The organism is Oryzomonas japonica (assembly GCF_008802365.1).
In the GTDB taxonomy this organism is placed as follows: Bacteria; Desulfobacterota; Desulfuromonadia; order Geobacterales; family Pseudopelobacteraceae; genus Oryzomonas; species Oryzomonas japonica.
Genome location: NZ_VZQZ01000005.1, coordinates 1 through 24,040, shown reverse-complemented (window position 1 = coordinate 24,040; position 24,040 = coordinate 1). Strand labels below are relative to the sequence as shown.

The following is a 24,040-nucleotide window of genomic DNA, read 5'->3' as shown; positions in this document are numbered from 1 at the left end:
GGTGTCAAATTCTTAAAAAGCAGTTCATACTTCGCCCGCCGCGCTCTGTAACCTGTGGGAATCCCGCATGCACTTTTTTTCAATTGACAACCGGCCTGCACGAAATAGTGGTTTTGGTTGAAAGTGGGTGGCTATACGTAGTATATGGTAGCAGTTTAAATCTCTAATGTGGACGGAGAAATCGTTGCGCAGGTTCATCGTATCCATACTCCTCGGCACCGTGATCATGTCCGCACACAGGGATTGCCTGGCTGCCGTGGATTTCCGCGCTCCACGCCAAGCCGCCGCCGTCACGCCTTCGGTTTCCCTCACCCCGGTTGCCGGCATGCTCGTGTTCGACGGCCACAGCAACCTGGAGGCGAGTCCCAGCTACGGCCTCCGCCTGGGATACGACATCATCGGCCGCAACGCCATCGACAGCCTGGGGATCGAAGCCGGGCTCGACGTGGCCATGACCCGCCTGAAATCGAATAAAAGCTCCGTCAATGCCTATCTCCTGCGCACCGAGGCGCTCTATTCCCTCCGGCCCAGGGAGCGGTTCGTCCCCTCTTTTGCCATCGGCGTCGGCGGCATGTACGTGGATGGCGGCGGCAGCCCCTCGTCTGCAAACGCATTTTTCGACTACGGCGCCAGCGCCAAATACTTTCTCAAGGATTATCTCGCGCTGCGGATGGACCTGCGCCACCTCTTCGTGTACCGGGACATGGCCGCCCGCAGCAACTTTGAGGCGTCCCTCGGCCTGTCATTCCTTCTGGGTTATGACAAGTCGCTGAAACGGGTGCCGCCGGTCGATTCCGACAAAGACGGGGTGCCGGACTACCTGGACAAATGCCCGGAAACCCCCAAGGGGGTCAAGGTGGACCGGGACGGCTGTCCGATGGACAGCGACGGCGACGGCGTGCCCGACTATCTGGACAAATGCCCCGGAACGCCGCCAGGGGTCAAAGTCGATAAGGATGGCTGCCCGTTTGACAGTGACGGCGACGGTATCCCCGACTACCTGGACAAATGTCCCGGAACAGCGGCAGACGTCAAGGTAGACAAGGATGGTTGCCCGGCCAAAACGACGGAACAGGCCGAAACCGCCGCCCCCGCAACGGCCGTGCAAGCTCCGGCAGGGGCGGCAGCCGGGGAGAAAACAACGACCAACCTCGCGGCACCTGCCGCCGCGCCGCCAGCCGCCGCCGTTCCCCGGAAGGGACCGCAGCCCGCCCCTGGTACCGCCATGACGGATTGCATCGCCAAGCTCAATGGCGTAACCCTGCTGGATTCCGATTGCGACGGGGTCCCCAACTATCTCGACAAATGTCCCGGAACCCCCTGGGGGGTCCCGGTAGACAAGGATGGCTGCCCGCTGGGGAGCGCCACTGCGGTGCCCACGGCTCCGGCAGTTACCGCTCCGGCCCCTCCTCCCCCGCCGGTTGCTGCTCCCGTGGTTGCTGCTCCGACGGTTGCTGCTCCTGCGGTTGCTGCTCCTGTGGTTGCCGCTCCCGTGGTTGCTGCTCCAGTGGTTGCTGCTCCGGTTCCTCCTGCTGCGGTAGTTGCCGTTCCGACGGTTCCGGCGCCGCGGCCGGCCATGGCGCCCGTACGGTCGACACCACCCGTGGCTGCCGCCCCCATAGCGCCGGCACCTCAAAAGCCGGGACCGGAGCCCGAGCCCCCCGAGGCGACGCCCATACTGATCGATGTGCCCATCAAACCGTTCCTGCCGCGAAAAGGCATGTCCAGCGCAGGCTATTTTACCGCAGCCATGGACAGCTGCCCCGCGACCCCCGACAGCAGGATCGTTTACGACGAAAAACCGCTGATGAAGCTTGTCATCACCTTCAGGGTAGACAAGGCCGACATCAACCCCAAATACTACCAGAAGATCAAGGCGATTTACGAGTTTATGAAGAAGAACCCCCAGGTATCCGCCCATGTGGAAGGGCATGCCGACTACACGGGACCGTTCGATTACAATATGACCCTTTCCCGCGTCAGGGCCGTCAATATCAAGAACCAGATACTGCACAACGGCGACATCGATCCGGAAAGGATCAGCATCAACGCCTATGGCTGTTCCATCCCCGTCGCCAGCAACAGGACGGCCGAGGGACGCCGCAAGAACCGGCGGGGTGTGACCGTGATAACTCTCACGACACAGGGCCCCACCGTGGTACAGTAACCTTTTCCGCGGAATCGGCCCGGGAGTCCCGGCCTGATGCGACGGGAGGCGACACTGCGCCGCCTCATCAGGCCGATAGATGGCAAGCACCGCAGAAGCACAACAAATCTTTTTATGGGAGCCGCACCATGGCACTGCGCGTCTACAACACCCTTTCCGGTGAAAAGGAAGTTTTCATACCGCTCATACCCGGCAGGGCCGGGATGTACGTTTGCGGGGTAACGGTCTACGACTACTGCCACATCGGCCACGCGCGGGCCAACGTGGTCTTTGACGTGATCTACCGCTACCTGGGGTACGCCGGTTACGATGTCACCTATGTTCGCAACTACACCGACATCGACGACAAGATCATCAACCGGGCCAACCGGGAAGGGGTGGACTACCGCACCATCAGCGACCGCTACATCCGGGCCTTCGACGAAGACATGGAGCGTCTGGGGCTGGCCAAGCCGACGGTGGAGCCCAAGGCCACCGACCACATCGGCGGCATCATTGCCATCATCGAGGCCCTGATCGCCAAGGGGCACGCCTATGAGTCTGAGGGGGACGTGTATTATGCCGTGGAGACCTTCCCCGACTACCTCAAGCTTTCCAAGCGCAACTTGGACGAGATGAAGGCCGGGGCGCGGGTGGAGGTGGGGGATAAAAAACGCCACCCCATGGATTTCGCCCTCTGGAAGGATTCCAAGCCCGGGGAACCGTGGTGGCAGTCGCCGTGGGGCAAGGGACGCCCCGGCTGGCACATCGAGTGCTCGGCCATGAGCATGGAGTTCCTGGGTATGACCTTCGATTTTCACGGCGGCGGCAAAGACCTGATCTTCCCCCATCACGAAAACGAGATCGCCCAGTCCGAGGCGGCCAATGGCTGCCAGTTCGTCCGCTATTGGCTGCACAACGGCTTTGTCAACATCAACTCGGAGAAGATGAGCAAGTCCCTGGGCAACTTTTTTACCATCCGCCAGGTGCTGGAGAAGTTCGACCCGGAGACCCTGCGCTTCTTCATCCTCTCGGCCCATTACCGTTCGCCGATCGACTTCTCCGATCAGAATCTGGACGAGGCCCAGGCGGGCCTGGAACGGATTTATTCCTTTCTGGCGGCCCTGGACGAAATCCTGCTTGAGAATCCCGCCCCTCCCGAACTGCCGGCGGGAGAGTCGCCGACCGGTGCCGGGCAGGAGTTGCAGGACAAGCTGGAAAACCTTATCCCCCGTTTCTGTGAAGCTATGGATGACGACTTCAACACCGCCCAGGCTTTGGGCGTGCTGTTCGACGTCGTGCGCGCCGGCAACCGCTTCCTGGCGGAGACGGGCGCCCCCGCCCCAGCCGGCCTGTCGCTCATTGCCCGGACGCGTGATCGTTTTGCCGAAGTGGGACAGGTGTTGGGTCTGTTCGGCAGTCGTCCGGCGGCGTGGCTGGAAGGGATCAAGAGTTCCAAGGCAGACCAGATCAACATCTCCCCGGCGGAGATCGAGGGGCTGATCGTAGAGCGGGCCGAGGCCCGCAAAGCCAAAAATTTCAAACGAAGCGACGAGATCCGTGACCTGCTGCTGGAAAAAGGGGTGCAATTGCTCGATTCCGCCCAGGGGACCACATGGAAAATACGGTAGGCAACGCCACGAATTTATCCGTCATGACTTGAAGACTGCTCGTCTCCTGGTATAATTAACTACGCTTTATCTTGAACGCCTTGGTATAAACGGGGAACCGCGTGGATTGGGAGTGCTGCTGGGACAGAGATGTGATTGCATTGGGTGATTGCCCGAACATCCACGAGGGCGATGAAGACCTGCTGGAATCCCCGCGGCGGCGTATCCTGGAGAAATGCTGCGACTGCTCCAACTTCAGGCGCGACCTGGAACGTTTTCAGAGCAGCGGTCACCCCTTGGGGCCGGTTTTTTCCCTGATCCACGACGAATACCGCCGTCAGAAGATCCATATCCAGTCCCTGCTCAGCTTCCTGGACAGCAAGAGCCTCGAAATCCGCTTCTTCCACGAATTGGGTTCCGTCCTGCAGAGTTCCGTAGACCTGGAGGAGGTGCTGTCGGTGGCCCTGACAGCCATCACCGCTGGAAGGGGTTTCGGCATGAACCGGGCTTTCCTGCTGATGACCGACCACAAGCGGGACCACCTCCAGGGATACCTGGCCATCGGACCGCGTAACTTCGAAGAGGCCCACCAGGTCTGGGACGAGATAAGCCACAACGACATGGACCTGCAGACCCTGGCCCAGAACTTCCGCAAAAACAAGCTCTCCGCCGAGCGGGCCAAATTCCACGACATCCTGGAACAGATCTCGGTTCCGCTCTCCAACACCACCCATATCCTCATCAAGGCCCTGGACGGGAAACAGCCGATCCTGATCGAAGACGCCTACCACCACCCCGACGTGGACCCGGATTTTGCCCGTTTGCTGGGGGTGGATACCTTTCTGCTCATGCCGCTCGTCTCCCGCAATCGCCGGGTGGGCATGATCATCGCCGACAACTGCATCACCCATCGCCGTATCACCGCGGAAGACATGCATTCCCTTGAGACCTTCACTTTTCCCGTGGCCTTCGCCATAGAGCGGGCCTCCCTCTACGAACGGCTCCAGGAGGAACTCAACCGGGTCACGGAAGCCCATACCAAGTTGAAAGAGCAGCAGGAGTTGATCGTCAGAATGGAAAAGATGGCCCTCGTCGGCCGGATCACCTCCAGCATCGCCCATTCCATCCGCAACCCCCTGATGGTCATCGGCGGGTTTGCTCGTTCCATGTTGAAAAACACACCTGACGGCGATCCCAAGCGCAACTTCATCGAATCCATCGTCGGCGAGGCCCGCCAACTGGAGGGGGTCCTGGATGAAATCCTCAACTACTCCGACTCCCTCTACCCGACCAGGGACTTCTGGGACGTGAACCAACTGGTGGAGACCGCGCTCCGGGAATCGGCCGCTGCGTTGCGCACCCGGGGCTACGGCAGCACGTTCTCGGCAGGAAGCGAACTGCCGCTGGCCTATATCGATTTCAAGCAGGTGTCCTACTGCCTGCGCACCATTCTCCAATGTGATCTGAACGGCATCGGGCCCCCGCGGACCATGGACATCGATACCCATCGGGAAGCAGATACCGTCATCATCCGTATCCGGGACCACGGCCGGTATCTCCCCCAGGAGGAGTTGGATACCATCATGATGCCGTTTTCATCCACCCAGGTAATGGGGGCCAGCCTGGGCCTGGCCCTGTGCAAGACCATACTGGAGAAGCAGGGGATCCCTCTGAATGCCCAATCAGTGCCCGAAGACGGCATTTTTTTCACGATAGCACTTCCCATCCGGAAGGAGGATCAGTAAATGAGCAGGTTACTTGTGGTGGATGATGAGGCCAACATCCGGCTTTTGTATGCCGAAGAGCTGGCGGACGAGGGGTATGAAGTGGTGACGGCGGCCGGGACCGCCGAGGCGGTGGAAAAGCTCCAGGAGGGTGCCTTCGACCTGGCGGTGCTGGACATAAAGCTCAAGAACGAGAGCGGCATAGACCTGCTGCAGAAACTGGTCAAAGAGCGCCACGACATGCCGGTCATCCTCTGTTCGGCCTTCTCCTGCTACAAGGACGACTTCTCCGCGTGGCTGGCGGACGGCTATGTGGTCAAATCCGGAGACCTGAGCGAGTTGAAGCAGGAGATCGCCCGGGTCCTGGCCAAGAAGGCCCAACGACAGAAGGCCGGCCTGTAATACCGATTTCAGATCAAGGATGAAATCAGGGCGGCGAGGTGTGAGGTGCCGAAGACGTGCCGTCAGCACGTTGAGGTGCCGAAGACGAGCCAACGGAGATAGCGCCTTGATGTGGAATCGGTGTATAATCCCCTCCTGTGCAGCGGGGAGGGGGGGGCTGGTTCGTTCATGAATACCGGCACCGGCCCGTCTCGTCACAAAGCGTACGAGATCATTATTTCACGCAAGGAGCCCACCGTATGAAAGCCGTCATCATGGCCGGCGGATTCGGAACCCGTATCCAGCCGCTCACCAGCAGCATTCCGAAGCCGATGATCCCCCTCTTCAACCGCCCGATCATGCTGCATATCGTGGAATTGCTCAAAAAACACGATATCACCGACCTGGTGATGCTGCTCTACCATCAGCCGTTCGTCATCAAAAATTTTTTCCGTGACGGCGCCGACTTCGGGGTCAAAATCACCTATGTGACCCCCTTGCAGGATATGGGCACGGCAGGAGCGGTCAAAGCGGCCGAGAAATATCTGGACGAGCGGTTCCTGGTCATCAGCGGCGACCTGCTGACGGACTTCAACCTCAAGAAAGTCATCGATTTCCACGTCGACAGCAAGGCCAAGGCCACCATCACCCTCACCTCGGTCAAAGACCCGCTCCAGTTCGGGGTGGTCATCACCGACAAGGAAAAACGCATCACCCAGTTTCTGGAGAAGCCGGGGTGGGGCGAAGTCATCTCCGACACCATCAACACCGGCATCTACGTATTGGAGCCGGAGATCCTGGCAAGCATCCCCGACGGGGAAAACTTCGATTTTTCCCAAGACCTCTTCCCGGCCATGCTGAAGAACAGGGAGGCCCTGTTCGGCTTCCCGGCCAAAGGGTACTGGCGCGACATCGGCAACACCGACTCCTACCGCGAGGCCTATCACGACATCTTCAAGGGCAGGATCAACCTGAAGATCGACGAGCCCAAACAGGATTTTCTGGGCAAGGACCTGCGCATCGGCGCCGACGTGACCCTGGAGTACCCCACCGGCCTCGAAGGGACGGTAGTCGTCGGCGACAACACCCAGATCTTGGGCGATGTGCGGATCAAGGATTCGGTCATCGGCCGCAACTGCACTATCGAGGCCGGGGTCAAGCTCAACCGCTGCGTGCTCTGGGACAACTCCTACGTCAAGAAAGGGGCCAGGATCACCGACAGTGTGATCTGCTCCAATGTACGCGTCGGTCAGGGGGCCGTACTGGAGGATGGGGTCATCGTTGCCGATGAAACCTCCATCGGCGACGAGGCGGTCATCAAGAGCGATGTCAAGATCTGGCCGCGCAAGATGATCGAGGCCGGCGCCACCGTCACCGCCAACCTGATATGGGGCGAGAAGTGGAAAAAGGCGCTCTTCGAAGGTGCCATGATCAAAGGCCTCTCCAACGTGGAGCTGACGCCCGAATTCGTGGCAAAACTGGGCTGTGCCTACGGCACGACCTTGCCCAAGGGGAGCTTCGTCCTGGGAGGCCGCGATTGCAACCTTTCCTCGCGCATGCTCAAGCGCTGCTTCGTGGGGGGCATCCTCTCGGCGGGGGTCAATGTGCGCGACATGAAGATGACCCCCCTGCCGATCCTGCGCTACAAGCTGAAGACCTTCGGCGAGGTGGGGGGATTCTACCTGCGCCAGGCGCTGGACGACCCGGCCGCCCTAGAGATCGTCTTCCTGGACGGGGACGGCCTGGATTTTTCCAGCGGCATGGCCAAGAACGTGGAACGCATCTACTACAAGGAAAACTTCCGCCGCGCCCACCACAGCGAACCGGGCGCCATCATCGAAATCAACAACGTGGTCGAGTTCTACCGCGAGGGTTTCCTGCGGGCCATCGACAAGGAGGCGCTCAAAAAGGCGGCCTGGACCGTGGTGGTGGATTTCAACTTCGCGCCTGCCAGCCAGATTCTGCCCCTGATCCTCAATGAACTGGGATGCAACGTGATCGCCCTGAACGCCTATGTTGACGAGGGGCGCGGCAGTAAAAAGGCCTTGGATAAACATGCCGGCTTGAAACAGCTCTCCAAGATCGTCGCCTCGCTGGGGGCCCAGGCCGGATTCTGGCTCGACCCCACCGCCGAGGCTCTCGTCCTTTTGGACGAGAGCGGCCGCATCTTCGACGGTGTGGAGTTGCTCTCCCTGGTGACCGCGCTCTTTCTAAAGACCGGCCAGAAAGGGGTCATCGCCGTACCGGTACACGCGCCCTCCACCATTGAACAGATGGCCAACCAGAAGCGCTGCCAGGTCACCCGCACCAAAAGCAGCGACCGGGCCATGCTGGAGGTGGCCAGTTCCTCCGAAGTCATCCTGGCCGGCACCATTGACGGCCGTTTTGCCTTTCCCCGTTTCCAGGCATCCTTCGACGGCATGTTCGCCATCGCCAAGCTGGTGGAACTGGGCGCCGCCAGCGCCATCTCCTTTTCCAGCGCCCTCGCGGAAGTGCCGACGAGTGTATTCCTCCAGACCAGCGTGCCCTGCGCCTGGGAGATGAAGGGTGGCATCATGCGCAAGATGAGCGAAGACAGCCTGGACAAGGAAGCGACCTTCATCGACGGCATAAAGGTGCACTTCGGCGACGAGTGGGTGCTGGTGCTGCCGGACCAGCACACCCCCTACGCCCACATCGTGGCCGAAGCCAAGGACCAGAAGGCGGCCCAGCGGCTGTTATCGGAATATCAGAAGAAGGTGGAGGGGTGGAAGAGGGAGCTGGAATGATCCCGTTTCTGTCTAAGAGGTTGTTGAAAAACAGCCATCTCGCCGCCGTCCTCGAAAGCCCTTTCGTGCGGCGTAGCGCTGCTACGCCTCCTCAGGGCCTTCTGCGGGTGCGACGATCTGACTATTTTTGAACAACCTGTTTTTCCAACAGCCTGCTAAGGGACAAGGAGCCGATTGAGATGCCGACCCCACTCGACGTGGTCATCATATGGCATATGCACCAGCCATACTATAAGGACCCGCTCAAGAACGAGTACGCGCTCCCCTGGACCTATCTGCACGGCATCAAGGATTATTTCGACATGCCGGCCATTGTGGAGGATACCCCGGGGGCAAAGGCGGTCTTCAACCTGGTTCCGTCCCTGATCGAACAGATTTTGGATTATGCCGCCGGCACAGCCGTGGATCCCTTTCTGGAAAGGGGTAAGGCGGCTCCGGCCGACCTGGGGGAGGATGATCGCATCTTCCTGCTGGAGAACTTCTTTTCCGCCAACCGGCAGCGCATGATCGAACCGTCCCGCCGCTACCTGGAACTGCTCTACATGGCGGGCGAAGGGAAACCGGGCAGTGCCCGGGACCGGGTCAGGCACTTCAGCGACCAGGACCTGTTGGACCTCCAGGTCCTGTTCTTCCTGGCGTGGACCGGCGAGGCTTCCCGCCGGCGTTATCCCGCCTTTGCCGAACTGGCGGCCAAGGGGGAGGGGTTCACCGCTGCCGACAAGAATCTGCTCTTTGCCACCCAACGGGAACTGCTGCAGGCCATCATCCCCTGTTACCAGCGTCTGCACCGGGAAGGGCGGATCGAACTGTCCGTTACGCCTTACTTCCACCCTATCCTGCCGCTTTTGTGCGATGTCCGCAGCGCCCAGACCGCCATGCCGCGCGTCACGCTGCCCACAGCCATCTTCCGCCACCCCGAAGACGCCCGCGCCCAGATCAGGCGCGGCATCGACTACTTCAAGCAGGTCTTCGGCTTTACCCCCACCGGCATGTGGCCGTCGGAGGGATCGGTCAGCAACGAGGCGCTGGAGATCATCGCCGAAAACGGTATCGGCTGGATCGCCACGGATGAAGACATCCTGGTCAAAAGCCTCGAAGGGGGCCTGGGGGACCACAAGGAACGCCTCTACCGCCCCTGGCGTTTCGCCTGCCGGCACGGCGAGATCGGCGCCTTTTTCCGCGACCACCAACTCTCCGATCTGGTCGGTTTTACCTACTCCCAGTGGGATGCGGGCAGGGCCGTGGCGGACTTTTGCGGGCGGCTGCACGCCATCAAGGGGCGCGCCAGCGGCGAAGGGCGGGTGATCCCGATCTGCCTGGACGGCGAGAACGCCTGGGAGTATTACCCCAACAACGCCTATGACTTTTTGCAGAGGCTGTACCGTGGCATTGCCGAATCGCCGGCCCTCAATCTGACCGTCTGCTCCGACGTCCTGGCCCGCAGCAGCTTCGACGGCCGGCTGCACGGCATCCATCCCGGCTCGTGGATCAACGCCAATTACGGCATCTGGATCGGCCACCCGGAGGAGAACCTGGCCTGGGACCTGCTGGCCGCGACACGAAACGCCGCCGTCTCCCGCAACCCGGCCGTGGCCGAAGCCCTGGCGAGCGGGAAACCGGCTGCGGATGCCGCAGTGGAGATGATCTGCCGCTCACTGTACGCCGCCGAGGGGAGCGACTGGTTCTGGTGGTACGGAGACGATCATTTTTCACCCCACAGCGACCGGTTCGACCGGCTCTTCCGCCAGCATTTGATGAACGTTTACCGGCTGCTGGGGATCGACACGCCGCGCGAGCTCCTGGAAGCGATCAAGAAAAAGAGCCCGGCCGGGCTGATCCGGGAACCGGCCGGCTTCATCGACCCCGAGATCAACGGCAAGATCAGCGACTACTTCGAATGGCTGGCAGCCGGCCTCTACGACCTGACCCGCCAGGGGTCGGCCATGCACTCCTCGGACCGCATGCTGCAGAGTTTCTATTACGGCTACAACAAGAACCACCTGTTCTTCCGCATCGACGGCATCCAGGAACTCTCCCGGATGCTACGGGAGATCGACGTACTCAACCTGCACCTGATCTATGACCGGGAATACCGGCTGCCCCTGCAGATGCGCACGGACGAGGGGCTCCTGCAGGTCAGGGAAAACAACGTCTGGGTGCCGACCAGCGGCCATTGCCGCTGGAAAATCGCCAAGACCTGCGAGGTCGCTATCCCGCTGGAGGCCATCAAGCCGGCCCCCAAGAGCAAGCTGTTCGCTTCGGTGACCCTGGTGCGCGACAACGAGGAGATCGGGCGCTGGCCCACGGATGCGCCGTTGATGATCTATTATGCGGGGCCGGAAATAGAACTGGACAACTGGCTCATATAGGACAACGCCATATTTGAGCGCTGGGGGCGTTGGCTCGTCGGAAGCTTGTCGGCATAGCGCTGCTATGCCTCTGTCGCTTCCTCCTCGCCGCCACCCCCATCATCTCAAATCTGACGTTGCTGAAGTAGGTAGATGGTTCTGGATGATGGAATTTACTACGATACACGGGTGAGGAGCTTACCATGTCAGAACTTCGCTGGGACCCCATAAAGTTGCACTGGGTTATCATCGCCACCGAGCGCGGCAGGCGGCCGCGGGATTTCCATGTCGAGCCGGAGGGGGACGGCATGACCGCCTGCCCTTTCTGCTACGGCAACGAGGACAAGACGCCGCCCGAGATCTTCGCCATCCGCCCCAGCGGCATGCCCAACGCGGCCAACTGGCGGGTGCGGGTGATCCCCAACAAATACCCGGCGCTGCGGGTGGAGGGGGAACTGAATAACCGCGGCTATGGATTGTACGACGTGATGAACGGCATCGGCGCCCACGAGGTCATCATCGAGACCCCCGACCACAACCGCAGCATGGCCGATCTCACCCCCCACGAGATCAGCGACGTCCTGACCGCCTACCGGGCGCGCTATCAGGATCTGCGCAGGGATTTCCGCTTCCGCTACATGGTGCTCTTCAAAAATCACGGGCTCCGGGCCGGGGCGACCCTGCACCACTCCCACAGCCAGTTGATCGCCGTGCCGCTCCTCCCCCCGGTTGCCGCCACCCAACTCAAGGTGGCGCGCAACTACTTCAGCACCAAGGAACGCTGCATCTTTTGCGACCTGATCGCGTTCGAGCTGGACTGCGGCGAGCGGGTGGTGCGGGAATTTTCCAACTTCGTCACCCTGACCCCCTATGCCTCCAGTTCCCCCTTTGAACTGCGGCTGTATCCCAAACGCCACAGCCACGACTTTGCCCTGATGAACGACGCCCAACTGGCCGAACTGGCCGTGGCCATGAAGGACATGCTGCTCAGGGTCAAGAACGTGCTGCGGGATGCGCCCTACAATTTCATCCTCCACACCGCCCCCCCCATGCACCGGCGGCCGGGGAAACCGACCCACTGGAACTCCCTGGAACAGGACTATCACTGGCATATCGAGCTGGTGCCGCGCTTGACCCAGGTTGCCGGCTTCGAATGGGGCACCGGATTCTACATCAACCCCACGTCGCCCGAGGATGCGGCCCGCTTCCTGCGGGAAGCGGACGTATGATGCGATCCCCCGTAAATAACGTTGACAGCATGGCACAATCGGCATATTGAAATGAGAATCGCACAAAATTGCCCGTCGCGATTCCACTCACAGGAGGACTCGTTATGAATGCACTCACCCTGGTCTTCGTCGCCCTCTGCGTCTTTGCCATTGCCTACCGCTTCTATGGCCTGTTCATCGCCAGCAGGGTGCTCGAACTCAAGGATGACCGGGAGACTCCCGCCGTGACCATGGCCGACGGCCACGACTACGTCAAAACCAACAAATACATCCTCTTCGGCCACCATTTCGCGGCCATAGCCGCGGCCGGGCCGCTTTTGGGACCGGTGCTGGCGGCCCAATTCGGTTTCCTCCCCGGCGCGCTCTGGATCATCGTCGGCTGCGTCCTGGCCGGAGCGGTCCACGACACCATCGTGCTGTTCGCCTCGGTACGCCACAAGGGCAAGAGCCTGGCCCGCATCGCCGAGTACGAAATCGGCAAGACCACCGGCACCGTGGCCTCCTTCGCCGTACTCTTCATCCTGATCCTGACCCTGGCCGGCCTCTCCATCGCGGTGGTCAACGCCATGTTTTCCAGCCCCTGGGGGACCTACACCGTCTTCTGCACCATCCCCATCGCTATCCTGATGGGCATCTACCTCCAGAAGATTCGGCCCGGCGACGTAAAGGGGGCCAGCGTAATCGGCGTTGTGCTGCTCTTCTTCGCCATCGTGACCGGCCCGTTCATTGCCGCCGATCCGGTCCTGGCCGGCCTGTTCACCTTCAGTAAGAAACAGATCGCCCTGTTCATCCCGGTGTACGGCTTCTTCGCCTCGGTCCTGCCGGTCTGGCTGCTCCTCACCCCGCGGGACTACCTCTCCACCTACCTGAAAATCGGCACCATCGTCATGCTGACCCTGGGGATCGTAGTCGTCCACCCGAACCTCTCCATGGAGCCGGTAACCAAATATATCTCCGGCGGCGGCCCGATCATACCGGGCGCGGTCTTCCCCTTCATCTTCATCACCATCGCCTGCGGCGCCCTGTCCGGGTTCCATGCCATCATCGGCACCGGCACCACCCCCAAGATGATCGGCAACGAGAAGGAGATCCTCTTCATCGGCTACGGCGCCATGCTGACCGAAGGCTTCGTGGCGATCATGGCCCTGATCGCCGCCTGCGTGCTGGTCCCGGCCGATTACTTCGCCATCAATGCCGCTCCCAAGGCTTTCCAGGCCCTTGGTATGGTGCCGGTGCACCTGCCCGAACTGGCGGCCGAGGTTGGTGAGCAGGTGCAGGGGCGGCCGGGCGGCGCCGTCTCCCTGGCGGTGGGCATGGCCTATATCTTCTCCGCCGTACCCTTCATGAAGAGCATGATGGCCTATTGGTACCACTTCGCCATCATGTTCGAGGCGGTCTTCATCCTGACCGCCGTGGATGCCGGCACCCGCGTGGGTCGCTATCTGCTCCAGGAGATGCTGAGCAAGGTCGTGCCTAAATTCGGCGACTTCACCTGGAAGCCGGGCATCGCCATTGCCAGCTTTCTCTTCACCGCTTCCTGGGGGTATCTGGTCTATACCGGCGACATCACCACCATCTGGCCCCTGTTCGGCATGAGCAACCAACTCCTGGCCACCAGTGGCCTGATCATCGGCACCACCATGCTGATCCGGCTCGGCAAGGCCCGATATGCCTGGGTAACCGCCATCCCCGGCATCTTCATGATCCCGGTCACCATGTCCGCCGGCTATCTCAACATCACCAAAAACTACCTGCCCAAGGGGCTGACCCTGCTGGCGATCCTCTCGGTGGTCCTGATGGTCCTCATGGCGATCGTCTTCATCTCCGCCTTTGTCAAATGGTATCAACTGATGCGGGTCAAGGAGCCGGTTTCCGACCAGTACGGCGACATGGTGCTCGAGGAGGTGGAGGAGTAAGCCCCCTTCACAGCCCGTGGCGTACAGCCCCATACGCAACGTCATTCCCGGCCCGCTTCCCTCACAAGGGAGCGGGCCGGGGAATTCTTGCCGTTCCCCATCCCGAGTCCACCTGAGTACCCGATGCCACGTACCCTTGACCTAAAAACCTGCCTCGACGACCTGTACGCCGCCCGGTCCACCGTCCACCTGGCCAACGACCCGCTCTCCTTCTGCCACCGCTACGGGGAGCCGGCCGACCGGGAGGTGGCCGCCGTCATCGCTTCATCCTTCGCCTACGGCGGGATCAAGATCATCCTGCGCACCCTTGAGAGGATTTTCGCCGAACTGGGGCCGTCGCCGCGCCGTTTTGTCGAGCGTTTCGACCCCAAACCGGGATTGAGAACGTTCGACGGCTTCAAGCACCGCTTCAACGACGGCCGGGACCTGTGCGCCCTTCTGTGGGCCTGCCGGCTGATGATCGAGGAGAGCGGCAGCATCAACGCCTTCTTTACCCGCTTTCACGATAGCGGGGCCGAGGATGTGACCGCCGCCTTGGACGGCTATGCGTCGGCCGTGCGGGGCCTGGATTACCGGCCCATATTTCGGAAGAGCACCATCCCCGCCGACTCCTACTTCCCCTTTTTCTTCCCCGCCCCCGCATCGGGCAGTGCCTGCAAGCGCCTCTGCATGTTTTTGCGCTGGGTGGTGCGCCCGGCCGACGGCATCGACCTGGGGCTCTGGCAGGGGATCACCCCCGCCCACCTGGTCATCCCGGTGGACACCCATATCAGCCGCATCTGCTCCTACCTGGGCTTTACCCAGAGAAAGAACGCCGACTGGCGCATGGCCCAGGAGATCACCGCCAGCCTGCGGCTGCTCGACCCCAAAGACCCGGTCAAGTACGACTTCTCCCTGGCCCACCTGGGCATCAGCGAAGGGTGCACCGGCACCGATCCCCTCCGCTGCCTGAAGTGCGCCATCACCGGGGTCTGTCCACAGGCGGCCTGAATTCACCGCACTAAACCGATAAATCTTTTGAAACCGGGAAGAAGGGGATAAACACCCATAGATCAAGGTGGGTTCAATCCGAATGATCGATTCGTCTTGTTCGTTTTTCAGGTTGAATCCGTAGCTGAGCGGGATGAACATTTTAGGGCGGCCAACAAAAAAACACCCCGGCAACTAGGAGGGAAAGTCACCAGGGCAAATGAGGGTTCTTAGGGAACCCCCGCAATGTTTTCTGTAACTATATTTTACCAGAAGGCCCCTACCCTGGCAAGCGACAAAAATACTATAACGGTACAGTATCACGGACAAATGCCGGATAAGCCCACTAAATTAGTCAGGGTCAGGCACAGCAGCCGGAAAGGGAGGTGGGGCACTGCGGCGCCAACGGGCAGCCGGCGCACAACGGGCGGGTGCGACAGAAGGTCTTGCACTGTTCCACGATCAGGGCGTGGTACTCGTTGAACAGCACGGCGTCGCAGGGAAGATGTTCCATGAACAGCAGGCGGGTCTCGTCGTAGCCCGCAGCGGCCGGCAGCAGGCCCAGGCGGTGAAACAGACGCCGGGTGTAGGCATCCACCACAAAGGTCGGCTTGTTCCCGGCATAGAGCAGGATCGCATCGCAGGTCTCCGGCCCGATGCCGCGCACCTTGAGCAACTCCTGGCGCAAGTCGCGCCACTCGCCGTTGAACAGCACGTTCAGGGAGCCGTTGTGGCACTCCCGGAGCCACCCCACAAACCCCTTGATCCTGGCGCTCTTGACGTTGTAGTAGCCGGCCGGCCGGATCAGTTCCGCCAGGCGGCCCGTTTCAATCGCCTCTATCCCCTCCATGGTCAGTACCTGGGCCCCCTTCAGGGCGCTGATGGCTTTCTCCACGTTGGTCCAGGCGGTGTTCTGGGTCAGAATCGCCCCGATGCAGACCTCGAAGGGGGTCTCGGCCGGCCACCAGAACCGGGGGCCGAAGTGCTCCAGCAACGGGAGGAAGATCGCCTTGAGCCGTTCCCCGCTGGGGGAGAGGTGTGCCGTTGCCAGGAGGTTCATGCCGCCTCGACCGAGGCGGGCAACCCCTGAGCCATGGTGGGGTAGCGCAACCTGACGCCCAGCTTCTCCAGCATGAGGGAATTGTCCACCACCCGCGACTCGCTCACGTAGGAGAACATCAGGGGGGACATGGCCCGGCGCGCCTCATCCAGGGCCACCTGAGGCTGGCGGGGCAGGCCCAGGGCGTCCGCGGCGGCGTTGAAGTAGCTGGTCATACTGGTTGGATGGCCATCGCTGACGTTGAAGATTGCGCCATTCTCCCCCTTCTCCACAGCCGCCAGGCACACCTGCGCCAGGTCGTCGGCATGGATGCGGTTGCTGGGGCCGGACTCCTCTTCTTTGAGAAGCGGCTGCCCCTGGCTGATCTGCATCAACGGCAGGCGGCCGGGACCGTAGATGCCGCTGATCCGCAGGATGACCACCGCCGTGCCGTGGGCCACCCCGAAGGCCCGGAAGGTCGCTTCGGCATCGAGCCGCCGCTTGCCCATGGCCGATGCCGGGGCGGTGGGCGAACTCTCCGTCACCACGCCGCCGCGGGTTTCGCTGTAGACCGAGGTGGCGCCCAGGTAGACGATCTTGGCAGGGGGCGATGCGGCCAGGGTGGCGCAGAAATTCCTGGCCCGGGTGTCGAAGAGCCCGCCGCCCGGCGGCGGCACGCAATACAGCACCACCCCTCCGGCCGTCTCATCCGGCAACCGTATCCCGGCCGGGTCGTCCAGCGTGGCGATCATCGTCCTTAAGCCATCTTTTCCCAGGGCCTCGCCATGCTCCGCCGACCTGACCAGGCAGGTCGGCTCGTATCCCGCATCCCTCGCCAGGCGGGCGACGCGCGAGCCGATGTAACCGCAACCGATTATGAATATTTTTTTCATGATTCCTCGCCGAATAACGGAATGTCTTGGGACTGACGCCTTACCGTTTTGAGTTGTTGTTTCACAGCGACTTCGACCAGAGCAGGGACAGACTGCTCCCGGAGACGCCGTTCCTGAGCAGACCGCTGTCGTAGGAATATTCCAGGTAGAGCGTCGAATCCCAGGGCAGCCCGCAGGTCAGCCCCGCGGACAGCGCTTGGCCGCGGCTCTCGTGGAACCGCAGGGGATGGGTGGAAAGCACATCCCGGTTGGCCCAGGAAAAGGTGCCCCGCAGATGCAGATACAGGAAAAACAACAGTTCCCGCCGGTACTCGGCTGTGCCGACAACATAATCCGACACCGGGAATTGGTTGAACTCCGCGCCGGGATAGGGGATACGGGCGAGATCGTCGCTTTCGCTGGGAAACGGCCCGCCACCGATGTGGAATGCCGAAAACCTGTCCAGATCTTTTTCGGCCGTGGTGCCGCCGTAGACGCTGAATATCATCCGGTCACGCTCCGAAAGCCCCGGCACCGGCGCGGCAGCCATCAGATAGCCGGACAGCTTGACGAATTCCTGGGTTTCATCCTTTCTATAGTCGGCCCCCCCGTAGTTGGCATCAGCCCAATGGGCCCGTCGCTGCCACTCCACGTCCAGCCCCCCCGCCACCCCCAGGTGCAACAGTTCCATGATATTGCGACGCATGCCGTCATAGCGGCCACGCAGGCGCACGCCGTGGGTGACGGTATCGGGTGGCAACCTGACATCGGCACCGCTGTCCACGGTGCGGGATGAATAGAGGTAGCCCCCTTCGTAGAAAAGTTGCAGCCGCAGGTCATTATCCACCTGAAAGGGCGCGACCGGGAGGCGGTAGCCCGCCCCCACCCAGGCAGCGGCCTGCCCCCAGACGATACTGCTGGCCTTGACCTCCCTCCCGCCCACGATCTCCCTCGTTGGGAAGGGGATAGTCGTATTCTCCAGGTGGGCCAGGGCCTCAAAATTGTTGAATTTCAGGGCATGGTCCAGTTCGTTGACAAAGACGCCGAAAACCAGGCGACTCCGGGAACGAGTGGTCTCCCGCCTCCCATAGAGCGCGGAGACCGGGAGGACGTCCGCGCTGCCTAGGGCAGGCGAGAAGAACGTCCCCCCCACGGTCAGCGCCAGGGTGTTACCCCGGTCCCGGGCCGGAATCCGGATCTGCTGCCCCAAAAGGTCCACCGAACTTGCATCCCCCGCCAGGGGCGTGGCATAGCCAGGCGTGGCAAGTGCCCTCCCTTCCCCGGGCGAAGCACACCAGGCGTTTCCCGCCAAGGCCACGAGCAGCATGAACAGGTGCCCCCCTGCCATACGGATCATGAGATGTCGGCGTCCCATGGGGATCATCAAAACCCTCGCGGCCCCACTATACCAGTTCGTTAACGGCGGAAAAAGGAAAAAGGCCCCGTGCATGCCACGGGGCCTCGTTGTGCTGCGATTTGATTATAACAACCCTACTTTGGTTCGTCGTAGGTCAGCGCCGCCAGCTTCTGGAAATAGGCAAAACGGCTGGCGGTGGAAGCGCTGGCCTTCTTCATCAGTTTGGCCGCGGCGTCGGGATTGCTCTTCTGAAGCACCTTCCAGCGATTCTCCCCATAGGCGTACTCTTCCAGAGTGATGGTCGGCGCCTTGCTGTCCAGCTGCAGGGGGTTCTTGCTCTCGGCGGCCAGGGCCGGGTTGTAGCGGTAGAGCGGCCAGTAGCCGGACTGCACCGCTTTTTTCTGTTCGTCCACGGCGGTGGTCATGTTGATGCCGTGGGCAATGCAGTGGGCATACGCGATGATCAGGGACGGCCCGTCGTAGGCCTCGGCCTCCAGCATGGCCTTGACGCACTGTGCAGGGTTGGAGAGGGAGACCGTTGCCACGTAGACCGAACCGTAGGCCATGGCCATCATGCCCAGATCCTTCTTGGCCACCGACTTGCCGCCGGCGGCGAACTGGGCCACGGCGCCCATGGGGGTGGACTTGGAGGCCTGGCCGCCGGTGTTGGAGTAGACCTCGGTATCGAGCACGATCAGGTTGATGTTCTTGCCCGAGGCGATGACGTGGTCCAAGCCGCCGTAGCCGATATCGTAGGCCCAGCCGTCGCCGCCGATGCACCATACCGACTTCTTCACCAGGTAGTCGGCGATGGGCACCAGGAGCCGCGCGGTCTGATCCTTACTCCCCTTCAGGGCCGCTTTCAGCTTGTCAACGCGGCCGCGCTGCTGCTCGATGCCGGCCTGGGTGGACTGGTCCGCCCCGATGATCTCCTTGAACAGCTTGGCGCTGGCGGCGAAGGCCTTGCTGCCGGCAAGCTCGTTCAAGTACTCCAGGGCCGACTTGTTGAACTGGTCCACGGTCAGGCGCATACCGAAACCGAACTCGGCGTTGTCCTCAAACAGCGAGTTGGACCAGGCCGGACCACGGCCGTCGGCCCGCTGGGCCCAGGGGGTGGTGGGAAGGTTGCCGCCGTAGATGGAGGTACAGCCGGTGGCGTTGGCGATCAGCATCCGGTCGCCGAACAGCTGGGAGAGCAGCTTCAGGTAGGGGGTCTCGCCGCAGCCGGCGCAGGCGCCGGAGAACTCGAACAGCGGGCGCACCAACTGGTTGCTGCGCAGAGTTTCCAGTTTCACCTGGGTTGGGTCCACGTCGGGCAGTTTGAGGAAGAACTCGAAATTTTCGGCCTCCTGGGCACGCAGGGGGGGCTGGAAGTGCATGTCCAGGGCCTTGTGATCCGGGTTCTGCTTGTCCTTGGCCGGGCAGTTGTGGGAGCAGGCGCCGCAGCCGGTGCAATCCTCCGGGGCCACCTGGACGGTGAACTTCTTGCCGGCCATCTCGGGAATCTTGCAATCCGCGGACTTGAAGCTGGCCGGAGCGCCCTTGAGCAGCTTGGCGTCATAGGCCTTCATGCGCACGACGGCGTGGGGGCAGACGAACGAGCAGATGCCGCACTGGATACAGAGCTTGTCGTCCCACACCGGGATGTCGATAGCGATGTTGCGCTTCTCGTACTGCGAGGTGGCGGTGGGGAAGGTACCGTCGGCCGGCATCTTGGAGACCGGCAGGTCGTCGCCCAGGCCGGCCACGATCACCCCGGTGACCTCCTTGACGAACTTGGGTGCCTTGGCGGAGACGGCTGCGGCCATCCGCAGCTTGCTGGTGGCCTTGGCGGGCACCTTGACCTCGTACAGGTTGTTCAGGCCGGCATCCACCGCCTTGTAGTTCATCTCCAGCACCTTCTCGCCCGCCTTGCCGTAGGACTTCTTGATGGCGTTCTTGATGGAGGCCACGGCGGTCTTGAGCGGTATGATGCCGGATATTTTGAAGAAGGAGGTCTGCATGATCACGTTGATGCGGGGTCCCAGGCCGATCTCGTTGCCCAGCTTGACGCCGTCGATCACGTAGAACTTGAGTTTTTTGTCGATGATCTGCTGCTGCACCTCTTTCGGTATGCGGTCCCACACCTCGTCGTGGTCGAAAGGGGCGTTGAGCAGGAAGGTGGCCCCTTTCTTGGCCTTGGAGAGCATGTCGTATTTCTCCAGGAAGGAGAAGTTGTGGCACGCCACGAAATCGGCCTCCTGAACCAGATAGGGGGCGCGGATCGGCTTTTTGCCGAAGCGCAGGTGCGACGTGGTCATGGAGCCGGCCTTCTTGGAGTCGTAGACGAAGTAGGCCTGGGCGTTGTTCTTGGTCTCCTCGCCGATGATCTTGATGGAGTTTTTGTTGGCGCCCACGGTGCCGTCCGAGCCCAGGCCGTAGAACATGGCCTGGTAGACACCGTCCATGGGGTTCTTGTACTCCCGGTCCACCTTCAGGCTGCAGTTGGTGACATCCTCCTCGATACCGACCACGTAGTGGTTCTTGGGGGTCTTGGCCTTGAGGTTGTCGAGCACGGCCTTGGCCATGGCGGGGTTGAACTCCTTGGAGCCTAAGCCGTAACGGCCGCCGACGATGATCGGGTAGCCGTCGAAGGAGAACTTCTTCTCGGCCATGGCCTCGCCGATGGCGGTGCGCACATCCAGGTAGAGCGGCTCGCCCAGGGCGCCCGGCTCTTTGGTACGGTCGAGCACGGCGATCTTCTTGACGCTCTTGGGCAGGGCCTTGATGAAGGCATCCAGCGGGAAGGGGCGGTAAAGATGGATCTTCACCACGCCGACTTTTTCCCCCTTTTTGACCAGATTCTCGACGGTTTCCTGGACCACATCGGCACCCGAGCCCATCACGATCACCACGCGATCCGCGTCCTTGGCCCCCACGTAATCCACCAGCTTGTACTTGCGTCCGGTCAGCTTGGCGAATTTGGCCATTTCCTCCACGACGATGTCGATGCATTTGGGATAGTAGGGGTTGACCGTTTCACGCCCCTGGAAGTAAACATCCGGGTTCTGGGCCGTGCCGCGCATCATCGGGCGGTCGGGGCAGAGCCCGCGCCCCTTGTGCTCGGCGATCAGCTTGTCGTCCAGCATGGCCCGCATGTCGTCGAAGGTGAGCTCCTCAACCTTGAGGACCTCGTGGGAGGTGCGGAAGCCGTCGAAGAAGTGCAGGAACGGCACTCGGGCGCGCAGGGTGGCGGACTGGGCGATCATGGCGAAGTCCATCGACTCCTGGACGTTGTTGGAACAGAGCATGGCCCAACCGGTGGAACGGCAGGACATGACGTCCGAGTGGTCGCCGAAGATCGACAGGGCCTGGGCCGCGATGGCCCGGGCCGAGACGTGGAACACGGTGGAAGTCAGCTCCCCGGCGATCTTGAACATATTGGGGATCATGAGCAGGAGCCCCTGGCTGGCGGTGAAGGTGGTGGTCAATGCCCCGGCCTGCAACGCGCCGTGGACCGCCCCGGCGGCGCCCCCCTCGGACTGCATCTCCACAACGCTGGGGATGTTGCCCCAGATATTTCTCTCGCCTGCGGCGCTCTTGGCGTCGGATATCTCACCCATCACCGATGACGGAGTGATCGGATAGATGGCAATGACCTCGTTGGTGGCGTGTGCCACGTGGGCAGCAGCGGTATTGCCGTCGATGGTTACCATTTTTCTGCTCATGGGTTCCTCCTGTTTGTGATTATCCTGGCTATTCGTTCAATCCGAGGTGTTATCGATATATTTTACCATGCCTTTACCGCTTTATAAGCTATTGAAAAACTCAGGTTGTTCAAAAACAGTCAGATCGTCGCCCCCACAGGAAGCCCCGAGGAAGCGCTACGCCGCACGAAAGGGCTTTCGAGGACGAAGGCCTGATGGCTTTTTTTCAACAACCTGCTCTGCTATAGCTCGTTTCTCCCTTGGAGCGCCCATTGGACCGTCGCCGCATCGACAAATTCAATATCGCTTCCCAGCGGGATACCGTGGGCCAGGCGAGTGACCTTCACCCCGTACGGCTTGAGCGCCTTGGTCAGATAAAGGGCCGTCGCCTCTCCCTCCACCGTAAAGTTGGTGGCAATGACCACCTCATTGACCCCGCCGCGTCCGACCCGCTCCAGCAGTTCGGGGATGCGCAGATCGGAAGGGCCGATGCCCCCCAGGGGCGAGATCGCCCCCTCAAGGACATGGTACATCCCCTGGTAGGCGTTGCTCCGTTCCAGGGCCATCAGATCCTGGGAGTTCTCCACCACGCAGATCGTGCCGCCGTCCCGATTGCCGGTACAGATGGCGCAGGGATCATCCTCGGTGACGGCAAAACAGTTGGAGCAGGCGTGGACCCTGGTGCGGACCTCCTGAAGGGATTCCGCCAGCGCCGTCATGTTGTGGGGAGATTTGAGAAGATGGAACGCCAGCCGCAGGGCCGTACGTTCGCCGATACCGGGCAACTTCTTCAGTTCTCCAACCAAACGCATCAATGAGGAAGATTTTGTTAGCATATTTCCCGACACAAATAAAACATTTTTTTAAAATTATAGCATGGATAAAAAATATGCTCCCCCGACACGGAACGGGCCGGCAGACGACCGAATACCCTGGAGGAGCACATATGAGTGACTTTCATGCCCGCAGTAGTACGGTAACGGCCTTTGCCGTATACGCTACTGACTATTAGCCGAACTAAAACTTTTAGTCAAATTAAAAAAGCTAGTTGCCAACATGCCTGCAGAAACGGCGCCGGACGCCCGTGGAAACTAGAAGAGCCCCGGAATGTTCATGCCGCCGGTGATCTTGGACATTTCCTCGGAGATCTCACTGTGGACGCTTTTCATTGCTTCATTTACCGCAGCGATAATAAGGTCTTGCAGCATTTCCACATCATTCGGGTCAACGGCTTCTTTTTTTATCGAAAGTGAAACTATTTCGTTCTTGCCGTTGACCTGAACGTTCACCGCACCGCCGCCCGAGGACGCTTCGGCTGTCCGCTGGCTCGCCTCTTCCTGGAGCCTCGCCATTTTCTGCTGAATCATCTGGGCCTGTTTCATGATGCTTGCCAAACCTTTTGACATCTGTGCCTCCCTGGGTGTGAAATGCTCTAAAACCTGGTTATATGATTGTTTTCCCGCCGGAACGCTACGCCTTGCGGATATCCGTAACAATGCCGCCGAAGATCCGTGCAGCCTCATTGATCACCGGGTGTCCTGCGACTTCCCGCTTCAGATCCTCCATCAGGTGTTCGTTATCGCTCTTTTTTTTTTCGGCCAGCGACTGGGGGGTCTCACCGGTTTCGGGCCTGATCGCCTTGATCCTGATCACCGTCTCATGCCCCGTAAACTCCTGCGCCAGCGTCCTGATCTCGGCAATGAAATCCGCATCCTGGGCCATGTCGAGATAATAGCCGGCCGGGAAGCCGATCTCCATCTGCCCCGGCTCCAGCTTGAGCGGGCTCCCGTGCTCCAGCACCGACCCGTTGGCCGGGCGTTTCTCGATGCAGAACGCCACAAAACGCTCCCAGTCGGCGTACCCTCCCCGCGCCTGCGGTCGCACCGGCGGCTGTTGGGCGGCGCCGGCCGGTTGCGGCGCCGGCTCGTCACGGGGCGGCGCCGGGCGGTGCGCCGGTGCAGCGGCGGCGGTGGCCGCTGGAGCGGCCGGCCGGCC

15 protein-coding genes and 1 pseudogene are annotated in these 24,040 nt (G+C 61.2%); 9 read left to right on the top strand and 7 right to left on the bottom strand.

Annotated features, from left to right (window positions below; all coding sequences use genetic code 11):
- The first annotated feature begins 184 nt into the window (after positions 1 to 184).
- The 9 genes from F6V25_RS17485 (at position 185) to F6V25_RS09180 (ending at position 15,112) form a co-directional block, all read left to right on the top strand.
- Positions 185 to 2,167, top strand: coding sequence for an OmpA family protein (locus tag F6V25_RS17485; protein ID WP_151128308.1), 1,983 nt, complete (start codon positions 185 to 187; stop codon positions 2,165 to 2,167).
- A 128-nt stretch (positions 2,168 to 2,295) separates the two neighbouring features.
- Complete coding sequence (cysS, locus tag F6V25_RS09215) at positions 2,296 to 3,777, top strand: cysteine--tRNA ligase (RefSeq protein ID WP_151128307.1); 1,482 nt, start codon at positions 2,296 to 2,298, stop codon at positions 3,775 to 3,777.
- Between the two features lie 131 nt (positions 3,778 to 3,908).
- Entirely contained in the window at positions 3,909 to 5,501 is a 1,593-nt protein-coding gene (locus tag F6V25_RS09210) for a sensor histidine kinase (protein ID WP_246167010.1), read from the top strand.
- Positions 5,502 to 5,882: a response regulator gene (locus F6V25_RS09205; RefSeq protein WP_149307627.1), complete on the top strand. Its 381-nt coding sequence runs from the start codon at positions 5,502 to 5,504 to the stop codon at positions 5,880 to 5,882. It begins immediately after the preceding gene.
- 239 nt (positions 5,883 to 6,121) lie between these two features.
- The gene (locus F6V25_RS09200) at positions 6,122 to 8,629 is read left to right on the top strand and encodes a mannose-1-phosphate guanyltransferase (RefSeq protein ID WP_151128306.1); all 2,508 of its coding nucleotides are present in this window, start codon (positions 6,122 to 6,124) and stop codon (positions 8,627 to 8,629) included.
- 179 nt (positions 8,630 to 8,808) lie between these two features.
- Positions 8,809 to 10,998 carry a glycoside hydrolase family 57 protein gene (locus F6V25_RS09195; RefSeq protein WP_151128305.1) on the top strand — a complete coding sequence of 730 codons (2,190 nt, stop codon included), beginning with the start codon at positions 8,809 to 8,811 and terminating at the stop codon, positions 10,996 to 10,998.
- Positions 10,999 to 11,180: 182 nt separating this feature from the next.
- Positions 11,181 to 12,206, top strand: coding sequence for a galactose-1-phosphate uridylyltransferase (galT, locus tag F6V25_RS09190; protein WP_151128304.1), 1,026 nt, complete (start codon positions 11,181 to 11,183; stop codon positions 12,204 to 12,206).
- A 104-nt stretch (positions 12,207 to 12,310) separates the two neighbouring features.
- Positions 12,311 to 14,122, top strand: a complete 1,812-nt coding sequence (locus F6V25_RS09185; RefSeq protein WP_149307631.1) for a carbon starvation CstA family protein — start codon at positions 12,311 to 12,313, stop codon at positions 14,120 to 14,122.
- 123 nt (positions 14,123 to 14,245) lie between these two features.
- A complete protein-coding gene (locus tag F6V25_RS09180; RefSeq protein ID WP_151128303.1) occupies positions 14,246 to 15,112 on the top strand; it encodes a TIGR02757 family protein in 867 nt (288 codons plus the stop codon).
- 340 nt (positions 15,113 to 15,452) lie between these two features.
- On the opposite strand, the gene F6V25_RS09175 is transcribed toward F6V25_RS09180, so the two are convergent.
- From F6V25_RS09175 to F6V25_RS16990, 7 genes and pseudogenes are all read right to left on the bottom strand, one after another.
- A complete protein-coding gene (locus F6V25_RS09175; protein WP_151128302.1) occupies positions 15,453 to 16,151 on the bottom strand; it encodes an endonuclease III domain-containing protein in 699 nt (232 codons plus the stop codon).
- Complete coding sequence (locus F6V25_RS09170; RefSeq protein ID WP_151128301.1) at positions 16,148 to 17,023, bottom strand: SDR family oxidoreductase; 876 nt, start codon at positions 17,021 to 17,023, stop codon at positions 16,148 to 16,150. The genes F6V25_RS09175 and F6V25_RS09170 overlap by 4 nt, the downstream gene beginning before the upstream one ends.
- 61 nt (positions 17,024 to 17,084) lie before the next feature.
- Positions 17,085 to 18,359: a hypothetical protein gene (locus F6V25_RS09165; RefSeq protein ID WP_191966145.1), complete on the bottom strand. Its 1,275-nt coding sequence runs from the start codon at positions 18,357 to 18,359 to the stop codon at positions 17,085 to 17,087.
- A gap of 134 nt (positions 18,360 to 18,493) precedes the next feature.
- A complete protein-coding gene (gene nifJ / locus F6V25_RS09160) occupies positions 18,494 to 22,066 on the bottom strand; it encodes a pyruvate:ferredoxin (flavodoxin) oxidoreductase (RefSeq protein ID WP_151128299.1) in 3,573 nt (1,190 codons plus the stop codon).
- A gap of 221 nt (positions 22,067 to 22,287) precedes the next feature.
- Positions 22,288 to 22,881 carry a recombination mediator RecR gene (recR, locus tag F6V25_RS09155; protein ID WP_149307636.1) on the bottom strand — a complete coding sequence of 198 codons (594 nt, stop codon included), beginning with the start codon at positions 22,879 to 22,881 and terminating at the stop codon, positions 22,288 to 22,290.
- 255 nt (positions 22,882 to 23,136) lie between these two features.
- On the bottom strand, positions 23,137 to 23,451 hold the full coding sequence (locus F6V25_RS09150) for a YbaB/EbfC family nucleoid-associated protein (protein WP_149307637.1): 315 nt from the start codon (positions 23,449 to 23,451) through the stop codon (positions 23,137 to 23,139).
- A gap of 64 nt (positions 23,452 to 23,515) precedes the next feature.
- Positions 23,516 to 24,040 (bottom strand): annotated as a pseudogene (locus F6V25_RS16990) (DNA polymerase III subunit gamma/tau); the annotation flags it as partial.